Genomic DNA, 10,496 nt, shown 5'->3' with positions numbered 1-10,496 from the left:
GAAAAACTGCTGAACGGCCTCTTGGTTACGCAGATCCAGCTCTTTCGAGCCGCGGAGGGCGAAATTAGTGAAGCCCTCCTGCTGGAGTTTGCGAAGAATGGCCGAGCCAACCATGCCCCGATGGCCAGCAATATAGATTTTTGCGTTTTTTTCCACGATAGTCAACGATTATAATTGGCGGGAAGAGTTACATTTTTCTGCAAAAAACGAAAACTTTCCTATCTCTGCGTAATTCTTTCGCATTTTTGTATTAGATAATCAGCACGTTAAGAAAATAATTCCCGGACGTCTGCGTTCCAACCCCTGTAGAATCTATGCGTATGAGCGTTGATACAACGATAACTAAAATCTCCAGCTTCTGGTTTGTCGCCGGATTGTGCGTGTGTTTAAGTCAGACGACTTTTGCTCAGAGCGATTCCGCATTTACAACTAGTAAAAAGCCCCTGATTGAGAAAAGTGGCCGCAAAACGATTCTGGACGAACTGAGCGAAAAAAAGAATAAAATCAAGGATGCGTTCAGTAGTAAAGAAAATCTGAAGAAAGCCGCTCTGGAAGGGGTATCGGCTAGTGCAGGCATTAGTTCCCCGCTGGGTGAACTCAATAGTGATGGATTACCGGCCGATCTGGGATTGAAAGTATCGCACCGAAACAAAAAGAGCGGAAAAAAGAAAATCAACAAATTCGCGGCCAGCGAGTATGAGGGCGTTCCTATTACCCATATTACCAATCGACTGGGATCAGGCGAACGCGTGACCATTGAAGAGTTTTTTGTACTTAAAACCTACCAAGCTCCCAGCGTCTACGTTCGCGACATTCACTGGTTTGATTACCGGGCACACCGGATCCTGACGACTCTGATCAAAGACAAGGAATACGCCCAGATTCTGCACGGACCCTATCGACGATTCCGGGGGGAACACCTGGAAGAAGAGGGGTATTATTATATGGGCACTAAACACGGTCGCTGGGAAAAGTACGGGAAGGATGTGGACGGAGATGAAGGACTGACGGATAAACAGATCTATGAGAAAGGTTTTCCCAACGAATCGGTTATTACGTATTACGACGCGGGCCAAACCAAAATTAAGGAAGTAATTCCCAAGATGCACGGGAAGTACACGGGCCTGTATCGTTCGTTTTACGAGGGAGGACAGCTCAAGGAAGAGGGGACCCTGGATGATTCCGTACGCGTGAAACTTTGGCGGGAATACCATCAGTTTGGTTCGGGGGGTCGTACTAAACGGGATATTCAGTACGGAAAAGACAAGTACGAAGCCATGGAAGGCACGGTGCTGCGGGAGTATGACAACCGGGGCAAACTGGTCTACGAAAACAAAAACAAGGCTAACAAAGAGGAGGAAGTAGAAGGCGATCGTTTCTAGAAACAGCCCTGGGTGGTACGCCAATTTAGCCCTGATTGAAAGTAAGCGGATACAGTTCTGAGGCTAAAAATCAACTCGTGGGAGAGCGGGAAGCCCGGAACAAAGCCCGATTTTACCCATAGAAACCCTTAAATATTCACGAAAGTAGGCTGTTCTGGAAAAAATGATTTTTCTACCGTTGTAAAAATCAGCAGATTGGCCTAACTTTGCGAGCCTTTTTGACAGAGATGAGTAATCCAAAGGAATTACGTCCATACGATATTGATATTCTCCAGCTCGAAAACAAGCATTACGACTTTCATTTCGAGGGAGGTAACGAATTTTTCGCTGCTCTGGATCAGAATCTGATTTCAAAAGGAGCTTTTAAAGCGAAAGTAGGTCTGGACAAATCGTCCACGATGCTGCAACTGAGTTTTGACATTGCCGGTAGCTACGAACTCATCTGTGACCGCAGTCTGGATCCTTTCGAGGAACCATTTCAGACCAAGGAAAAGCAGATTCTGAAGTTCGGAGATAAGGCAGAGCAAATATCTGATGAAATTGAAATCATTCCTTGGGAAACGGCTACAGTAAACCTGGCCCGCTTTCTATTTGATTTCATCGGCTTAACCGTCCCCATGAAAAAGCTGCATCCCCGGTTCCGTACCGTGGCGAGCGATGAAGAGGACGAAGAAGCTACCACCGAAATTCTGGTATACTCATCGGCTAAGCCCGACGAAAATGCCGAACCCGAGGTAGATCCCCGCTGGGAAGCCCTAAAAAAGTTGAAAAACGGTTCGAAAGGATCCTGATTTCAGCCCCGGTTAACGCGTATTCATATCGATCAATAGCTAACAAACGGCCGCCTGTAGCGGCTCATAATTAAGAACAACATGGCACACCCTAAACGCCGTCACTCCAGCACCCGTCGTGACAAACGCCGGACTCATGATAATCTGACCGTAAAACAACTGGCAACGGATGCTACTACGGGCGAGGTACACCTGTACCACCGGGCTCACGTACACGAAGGAAATCTGTACTACCGCGGTAAAGTGGTAGTTGAGAACTACAAAGCCAACGCCTAAGTACGGGCGTTAGAAATGGTTAATTGCTGGGTATTCATTGGAGATGAGAGGTTTGACCACTCCGGTCAACTTCTACCGGTGAACTATCGGCAATTAACCATTTATTTTTTTGGCGAATCCCTTAATTTTGCCCGCCACCAAAATTGGTTACCTGGATGAAGATTGCTGTTGATGTTATGGGGGGTGATTTTGCCCCAAAAGCGATTGTAGAAGGAGCATTGCTGGCTGCTAATGAATTAACCGAGCAAGTTCGAATCGTATTGATTGGAAACCAGGCGGATATTCAGGAAGTCTTAGGTGAACGAACGTTACCCGCTACGATCGAAATTGTACATACCACCGAAGTGATTGCCATGGGCGAGCATCCTACCAAGGCCCTTTCTCAGAAGCCCAATTCCAGCATTGGAGTTGGGTTTAAACTTTTGAAAGAGCGGGTTGTAGATGCTTTCTGCTCGGCTGGCAATACGGGAGCGATGCACGTAGGGGCTCTCTTTAGCGTGAAAGCTGTTGAAGGACTCATTCGGCCTGCTATCGTGGGCTTTGCTCCGCAGGTTTCGGGTAAAATGGCCGTTTTGCTGGACATTGGTGCCAATGCCGACTGCAAGCCCGAAATGCTTGAACAGTTCGGTGAAATTGGGTCCCTGTATGCACAGTATACCCACGGTGTCGATAATCCCCGCGTAGCCCTGGTGAATATTGGTGAAGAAGAACAGAAAGGATCACTCGTAGCTCAGGCGGCTCATCAGTTAATGAAAGCCACCAAGAAGTACAACTTTATCGGTAACCTCGAAGGGAAAGAGCTGTTTACGGATAAGGCGGATGTGATTGTTTGTGATGGATTTACCGGAAACGTCATTTTAAAAATGGGCGAATCCATTTACGATATTCTTAAAAGCCGGGGTGTGGACGACGAATTTGTCAACCACATGAATTACGAAGCTGCGGGTGGAAGCCCTATTCTGGGTGTCAATGGAAACGTCATTATTGCTCACGGTATTTCTTCCCCGCTAGCGATTAAGAGTATGATTCTATTAGCCAAACGGCAAGTCGAATCAGACGTATATACGAAGATCAAGCAAGCGTTAAGTTAGCAAAGTGAGCACGAATCCGCCGACGTATGGGCAGTGGCTTCGTGCTTTTTTGCTTTAGAATACACTATGAAAATCACTGCAGCGATCACGGGCGTTCACGGATACGTGCCTGACTACATATTGACGAATGAAGAACTTTCGACAATGGTAGATACTTCAGACGAATGGATTACGAGTCGTACGGGCATCAAGGAGCGTCATATTCTCAAAGGCGAAGGACAAGGGACTTCGGTCATGGGCATTGAAGCAGTGAAGGGCTTACTGGCCAAAACGAATACGAAGCCGGACGAAATAGATTTGTTGCTGTGTGCAACGGTTACTCCCGACTACGTATTTCCTTCAACGGCCAATCTGATTGCAACGGCTTGTGGTCTGGGTCACGTACCCAGCTTCGATTTAGGAGCGGCCTGCTCGGGCTTTGTCTATGCACTGACTATCGGATCTCAGTTCATCGAAACCGGGAAATACCGCAAAGTCATTGTCGTAGGAGCTGATAAGATGTCATCCATCGTTGATTATCAGGATCGGACGACGTGTGTGCTGTTCGGTGACGGAGCCGGAGCTGTTTTGCTCGAACCCAATGCCGATGGATATGGTATTGTAGACTCGAAAGTTTACTCGGATGGAGCTGGCGTGCAACACCTCTACCAAAAGGCGGGAGGGAGCAAGTATCCACCCACGCTGGAAACGGTACAGAACCGCGAGCACTTTGCCCGTCAGGAAGGTCAGGCCGTATTCAAATTCGCCGTGGTTCGAATGGCCGAAGTAGCCGCCGAAATCATGGAGCGAAATCAATTGACCAGCGAAGAGATTGCCTGGCTGGTACCTCACCAAGCCAACAAACGCATCATTGATGCGACGGCTCAACGCATGGGCATTGGACCCGAAAAGGTAATGCTCAATATTCATAAGTACGGTAATACCACCGCAGCTACCATTCCGCTGTGTTTATGGGATTACGAAAGCCAACTCAAGAAAGGCGACAATCTGGTACTGGCTGCCTTTGGCGGTGGGTTTACCTGGGGTGCCGCTTTGGTAAAGTGGGCGATCTAACTTTCGGTACGCATCTTTCCTGATGTTTATCAGGCTTTGAATACGAAGAAAGTAGCCAGCAGAAATCCTGGCTACTTTTATTATCAAATACCCTGGTTCCGTTCCACAGAATATCCGTCTGGAACCCAGCAACTCAAGCATTCAAAAATTCTCCTTCATGGCAACGACCGCAGACATCAAAAACGGCCTGGTCATTAATTACAATAATGACCTGTTCCAAATTGTTGAATTCTTACACGTGAAACCCGGTAAAGGCCCCGCTTTCGTACGTACGAAATTGCGGAACCTCACAACAGGTCGGGTTATTGATAACACGTTCAACTCTGGCGTAGCAATTTATCCAGTACGGGTAGAACGTCGTACATTCCAGTTTCTCTACAAAGACGAAACGGGTTTCAACTTCATGGATAACGAAACATTCGATCAGATTACGCTGGATGGAAAACTCGTGGAAGGTGCTGATCTGATGAAAGAAGGCCAGAACGTTGAAATTCTGATCAACACGGAAACGGAGGCTCCCTTGACGCTGGAATTACCTCCTTTTGTTGAACTGGAAGTAACCTACGCCGAGCCCGGTATCCGCGGGGATACGGCCAACTCCCCCAAGAAACCCGTAGAAGTAGAAACGGGTGCTAAAATCATGGTACCGCTTTTTATCGAACAAGGTGAGAAAATCCGGATCGATACCCGTACCTACGATTACGTAGAACGCGTGAAGTAATACCGTCCGTCGGCCGGTACGCGTCGACTCTTCAAGACCGAAAATTCATTCACAATGGAAACCAAAGACATACAACATCTACTTGATTTCATCGCCCAATCCGGATTGGACGAAGTAAACATTGAAACGACTGACCTGAAAATCAGCGTGAAGCGTTACGCGGGTGTAGCAGCTCCCGTGGCGGCTCCAGCTCCCGTAGCAGCCCCCGTAGCCGCTCCGGCTCCCGTAGCTACTCCGAGTGCTCCGGCGGCTCCAGCCCAGCCTGCAGCGGCGGCGGAAGCTTCCAACCTGATTACGGTTAAATCACCCATGATCGGTACGTTCTACCGGGCGGGTAGCCCCGATGCTCCGGCATTCGTGGAAGTCGGTACGGAAATCAAACCCGGTAAAGTAGTTTGTGTGGTTGAAGCCATGAAACTTTTCAACGAAATCGAGTCAGAAGTATCCGGCCGTATCGTGAAAGTACTGGTTGAAAATGCCACGCCGGTAGAATACGACCAGCCGCTGTTCTTAGTTGAACCTGTGTAAGTTAGTTTTCTGTTTTCAGTCGTCCGTTTTCAGTAGGAACGGACGGTGATTTTATCGAATACAGAAAACCGAAAACTGCAAACTGAAAAGATGTTTAAAAAGATATTAATTGCCAACCGTGGCGAGATTGCCCTGCGGATCATCCGTACCTGTCGGGAAATGGGTATTAAAACGGTGGCTGTATACTCGACTGCCGATCGCGAAAGTCTGCACGTACGTTTTGCGGATGAGGCAGTGTGTATCGGACCTCCGCCAAGTCGCCAGTCTTATTTAAGTATCCCCAACTTGATTTCAGCGGCTGAAGTAACCGGTGCGGACGCGATTCACCCTGGTTATGGATTCCTTTCGGAAAATGCCGAGTTTTCGCAAATCTGCCGCGAATACGGAATCAAATTTATTGGAGCTACTCCCGAGCAAATCAATTCCATGGGTGACAAGGCTACGGCCAAGGCAACCATGAAAGCCGCTGGTGTACCTGTTATCCCCGGTTCCGACGGTTTGCTGGAGTCCCTGGAACAAGGAATCGAGTTAGCCCGTGGCATTTACCCCGTCATCATCAAGGCTACGGCCGGTGGAGGTGGACGCGGTATGCGGGTCATTCGCAGCGAAGAAGAATTCGAAAAAGCCTGGCACGACGCTCGTACGGAATCGGCGGCGGCGTTCGGTAACGATGGTCTGTACATGGAGAAATTCGTGGAAGAACCCCGTCACATCGAAATTCAGATCGTAGGGGATCAGTTTGGTCGGGTATGCCACCTGTCCGAACGCGATTGCTCCATCCAGCGTCGTCACCAGAAACTGGTCGAAGAAACGCCTTCTCCCATCATTACGCCGGAGTTACGGGCGAAAATGGGTGAGGCTGCCATCAAAGGAGCATCCGCCATCGGTTACGAAGGAGCGGGTACCATTGAGTTCCTGGTCGACAAACACGGTAACTTCTACTTCATGGAAATGAACACCCGTATTCAGGTAGAACACCCGATTACGGAAGAAGTAACCGACTTCGATTTGATCAAAGAACAAATCAAAGTGGCCGCCGGTGTGCCCATTTCAGGTCAGAGCTACAGTCCGAAACTGTACTCGATGGAATGCCGCATCAACGCCGAAGATCCCGGACATAATTTCCGTCCGGCTCCCGGCAAAATCACGACGCTACACCTGCCCGGTGGTCACGGCGTACGGATTGACAGCCACGTATACGCGGGTTACACCATTCCGCCGAACTATGATTCCATGATTGCTAAAGTAATCGTAACAGGTCAGAGTCGGGAAGAAGTGATTACGCGGATGAAACGGGCTCTGTCGGAATTCGTTATTGAAGGCGTAAAAACGACGATTCCTTTCCATTTGCGGCTCATGGACGATCCGTCTTTCCAAAGCGGACAGTTCACGACGCAATTCCTCAATGACTTCGATTTCAGCGGACTTTAAGAGTCCACGGCTGTTGATACTGAAAAAGGCTGGAGCGATCCAGCCTTTTTTTATGGCTTGAAAGTCCGCAAACGTGCCGCACTTTCCTGGCAGGTGATCCTATTTTCAGGCTCAACGGTAGCGGGATCGCCCTTCGCAAATTATATTTACAAAATTCCCTACCAAAAAGATAGATTAATGAGCCGGATTAAGTCCATTGCTTCGCTGCAAACCGAAGCTGCCGAACAAGGTAGCAATACCCTCAAACGAAGCCTGAGTTCCTGGAATTTAATTGCCATTGGTATTGGCGTAATCATCGGAGCCGGACTTTTTTCGCTCACGGGTATTGCCGCAGCCAACAATACGGGTCCGGCCGTTGTGCTATCTTTTTTGCTGGCCGCCGTTGGTTGTGCGTTCAGTGCCTTATGTTACGCCGAGTTTGCTTCTATGGTGCCCGTAGCGGGTAGTGCTTATACGTATGCCTATGCCACCATGGGCGAACTTTTCGCCTGGATCATCGGCTGGGATTTAATCCTCGAATACTCCGTAGGAGCAGCAACCGTTTCGATTAGCTGGTCGCAGTACCTGATTAAATTTCTGTCTTCCTACGGTATTCACCTGCCCCCGCAATGGGTACGCGGTCCTTTTGAAGCCGTAACGCTAGCGGATGGTAGTACGGTCAGCGGCATTATGAATGTACCAGCCCTACTGGTCCTTTGGCTCATTACGGCCATTATCATTCGCGGTACAAAAGGATCGGCCTGGGTGAATGGCATCATCGTGGCGATTAAAGTTGCGGTTGTAATCGTGTTTATTGCGTTGGGTATTCAGTACATCAAACCGGAAAACTACCATCCCTTCATTCCTGAAAACACGGGTACTTTCGGCGAATTTGGAGCGAGTGGAATCCTTCGTGGAGCCGGGGTGATTTTCTTCGTATTCATTGGTTTCGATATTGTAGCTGCGATGGCTCAGGAAGCCCGCAATCCCCAACGGACCATGCCCATTGGCATTATTGGGTCTTTGGCCATCTGTACGGTGTTATTCGTGGTCTTTGGCTTTGTCCTTACGGGCATGGCTCATTATACTGAATTTAAAAATAGTGCGGCTCCCATTGCCGTGGCGATCGAAAAAACGCCGTATCAGTGGCTACAGCAATTGATCATCCTGGGCATTCTGATTGGGTATACCTCCGTAATCCTGGTGGACTTGCTAGGGCAGTCTCGGGTGTTTTACACCATGAGTAAAGACGGACTGCTGCCCAGGGTCTTTTCCAGCCTGCATCCGCGTTTTCAGACGCCCCATAAATCCAATGTTTTACTGTGTACATTCATCAGCTTATTCGCTGGGTTCATGCCCATTCACATCGTGGGTGAAATGGTTAGTATTGGGACCTTACTGGCTTTTGTGATGGTTTGTCTGGGCGTAATTGTCCTCCGAAAACGACAGCCCGAAACGCCTCGGCCGTTCCGTACGCCCTGGGTACCCGTCGTGCCTATTTTGGGCATTCTCACGTGCTTACTGATGATGTTTTCTTTGCCTTTAGATACCTGGATTCGCTTAATTGTATGGCTACTGATTGGCTTTGCGATTTATTTTTTATACGGAAAAAAGCAAAGTAAACTACGCGAAGAATAGAGCTAAATAAGTCTGGTTGAATACGATAGTCAGGCGTTCGTCTTTCCTTTTTTAAAGATCGATAAAAACACGAATGCCTATAAATATGGATCGAATTTTGGTGGTTAAGGTATTGAAAATCAAATATTTACTTAAGTTTGGAGGAATAGGGTAAAGCCTAGCAAATGACTGCATACCTACGGTGTGCGGTTGATACGGGTACTCCTGCTATGGAATTTTATACCTATCTTTTCAAACTTTTTTGACCTACTTCCCGAACTTTCGACCTTATCCTATCGCGTTTACAATGTTACTATCTGTTATTGTTCCAGCTTACAACGAAGAAAAGACAATCCAACGCGTTCTTTCACGATTGGAATCTATTCAACTGTTATCCCCTTTTGAGAAAGAAATTATTGTCATCAATGACTGCTCAAAAGATCAGACGGAACGAGCCGTTACCGAATTTCAAAGTCTGCATCCCAACCTGGATTTGACGTACTTAAAACACGAAGTAAATCAGGGAAAGGGAGCTGCGTTACATACGGGTTTCAGAGCTGCCAAAGGCGATTATATCATTGTGCAGGATGCGGATCTGGAGTACGACCCCGAAGAATTTAATCTACTACTGAAACCAATCATCAATGGCTATGCCGACGTGGTGTACGGTTCGCGGTTTATGGGTGGTCGCCCGCACCGGATTTTGTTTTTCTGGCATTCCATCGGCAACAAAATGCTGACTTTCGCCAGTAACATGTTCACCAATCTTAACCTGACGGATATGGAAACGTGTTACAAACTCTTTCGGGCCGATCTACTAAAAGGGCTGAAACTGGAAGAAAAACGCTTCGGCTTTGAACCCGAAGTAACGGCCAAGATTTCCCGCATTAAAGGCATCCGCATTTATGAGGTGGGCGTTTCGTATTACGGACGCACCTACGAGGAAGGTAAGAAAATCAACTGGAAAGACGGCTTTCGGGCCATCTACTGTATTCTCAAGTACGGTTTGGGAGGTTAAGCCGATCCGGAGCATACGATTTAAAAAGAAAACGTTCCGAAGCTTTCGTTCGGAACGTTTTCTTTTTAAATAGCACGGACGACGAAGTTTAGGCTTCTGCGTTCTTTTGTAAGGGCCAGTAGGCATTAAACAGGGTTAGATACCACAAGATCAAGACCGTGGGTAATGAATATTTATCCCAGGAAAGCTGAGCTTTGCCGAGCATCAATAGATTAATCAGTAGCACCCAACTACCCAGTGAAAGCTCAGGTGTGATGAATCGCATCAATAGCAAGAGCATCAAAAGGGCGTATAGCAGTTGTTTGACAAGGCCCGAAAGTCCAATCATGGTTAAAGCCTGATCGACATAGCCCAGATACGGCCAGTCAAAATACTTGTTATTCGTTTGTTGAGCCGGGAAGAATACGGCAATAACCAGGACCACAACCACCAGTCCCATGAAGAGAAGGGGATTCTTGCGGGGATAAGCTAGATAGTGTCCCCAGCGGCGAGTCATCAGGGCTTCTGGAATGACAAAATAGACGCTGATACAGGAACTGGCGTAGAGGACAAAACCCAGATTATACATCTTACCGGTCTCGTAATATTGAATGGCCATTTCAGACGCTG

The 10,496-nt window shown here is 47.9% G+C and carries 11 protein-coding genes and 1 pseudogene; 10 read left to right on the top strand and 2 right to left on the bottom strand.

Annotated features, from left to right (window positions below; genetic code table 11):
- Positions 1-156, bottom strand: a 156-nt coding sequence (locus ACOJTG_RS04800) for an NAD-dependent epimerase/dehydratase family protein (protein ID WP_420152772.1), incomplete at its 3' end; no start/stop codon positions are given.
- Between the two features lie 158 nt (positions 157-314).
- Here ACOJTG_RS04800 and ACOJTG_RS04795 point away from each other — a divergent pair.
- The 10 genes from ACOJTG_RS04795 to ACOJTG_RS04750 all read left to right on the top strand — a co-directional run bounded on the left by ACOJTG_RS04795 (position 315) and on the right by ACOJTG_RS04750 (position 9,887).
- Positions 315-1,382, top strand: coding sequence for a toxin-antitoxin system YwqK family antitoxin (locus ACOJTG_RS04795; protein ID WP_420152771.1), 1,068 nt, complete (start codon positions 315-317; stop codon positions 1,380-1,382).
- A gap of 227 nt (positions 1,383-1,609) precedes the next feature.
- A complete protein-coding gene (locus ACOJTG_RS04790) occupies positions 1,610-2,173 on the top strand; it encodes a YceD family protein (protein ID WP_420152770.1) in 564 nt (187 codons plus the stop codon).
- Positions 2,174-2,254: 81 nt separating this feature from the next.
- Positions 2,255-2,449 carry a 50S ribosomal protein L32 gene (gene rpmF, locus ACOJTG_RS04785; protein WP_094814969.1) on the top strand — a complete coding sequence of 65 codons (195 nt, stop codon included), beginning with the start codon at positions 2,255-2,257 and terminating at the stop codon, positions 2,447-2,449.
- A gap of 155 nt (positions 2,450-2,604) precedes the next feature.
- Positions 2,605-3,540, top strand: coding sequence for a phosphate acyltransferase PlsX (gene plsX / locus ACOJTG_RS04780; protein ID WP_094814967.1), 936 nt, complete (start codon positions 2,605-2,607; stop codon positions 3,538-3,540).
- 66 nt (positions 3,541-3,606) lie between these two features.
- Positions 3,607-4,593 (top strand): beta-ketoacyl-ACP synthase III, encoded by a 987-nt coding sequence (locus tag ACOJTG_RS04775; RefSeq protein WP_420152769.1) that lies wholly within the window; start codon positions 3,607-3,609, stop codon positions 4,591-4,593.
- A 157-nt stretch (positions 4,594-4,750) separates the two neighbouring features.
- On the top strand, positions 4,751-5,314 hold the full coding sequence (gene efp, locus ACOJTG_RS04770; RefSeq protein ID WP_420152768.1) for an elongation factor P: 564 nt from the start codon (positions 4,751-4,753) through the stop codon (positions 5,312-5,314).
- A gap of 54 nt (positions 5,315-5,368) precedes the next feature.
- The gene (gene accB / locus ACOJTG_RS04765; RefSeq protein ID WP_420152767.1) at positions 5,369-5,842 is read left to right on the top strand and encodes an acetyl-CoA carboxylase biotin carboxyl carrier protein; all 474 of its coding nucleotides are present in this window, start codon (positions 5,369-5,371) and stop codon (positions 5,840-5,842) included.
- A 90-nt stretch (positions 5,843-5,932) separates the two neighbouring features.
- The gene (gene accC / locus ACOJTG_RS04760) at positions 5,933-7,273 is read left to right on the top strand and encodes an acetyl-CoA carboxylase biotin carboxylase subunit (RefSeq protein ID WP_104714762.1); all 1,341 of its coding nucleotides are present in this window, start codon (positions 5,933-5,935) and stop codon (positions 7,271-7,273) included.
- A 177-nt stretch (positions 7,274-7,450) separates the two neighbouring features.
- Positions 7,451-8,890: an amino acid permease gene (locus ACOJTG_RS04755; RefSeq protein WP_420152766.1), complete on the top strand. Its 1,440-nt coding sequence runs from the start codon at positions 7,451-7,453 to the stop codon at positions 8,888-8,890.
- A 286-nt stretch (positions 8,891-9,176) separates the two neighbouring features.
- Positions 9,177-9,887 (top strand): glycosyltransferase family 2 protein, encoded by a 711-nt coding sequence (locus tag ACOJTG_RS04750; protein ID WP_420152765.1) that lies wholly within the window; start codon positions 9,177-9,179, stop codon positions 9,885-9,887.
- An 88-nt stretch (positions 9,888-9,975) separates the two neighbouring features.
- On the opposite strand, the pseudogene ACOJTG_RS04745 reads toward ACOJTG_RS04750, so the two are convergent.
- Positions 9,976-10,496: pseudogene (locus tag ACOJTG_RS04745) on the bottom strand (hypothetical protein); the annotation flags it as partial.

Source organism: Siphonobacter sp. (genome assembly GCF_048595215.1).
Classification (GTDB): domain Bacteria; phylum Bacteroidota; class Bacteroidia; order Cytophagales; family Spirosomataceae; genus Siphonobacter.
The sequence above is the reverse complement of the archived record's forward strand: the minus strand, read 5'-3'. Positions and strand labels throughout refer to the sequence as shown.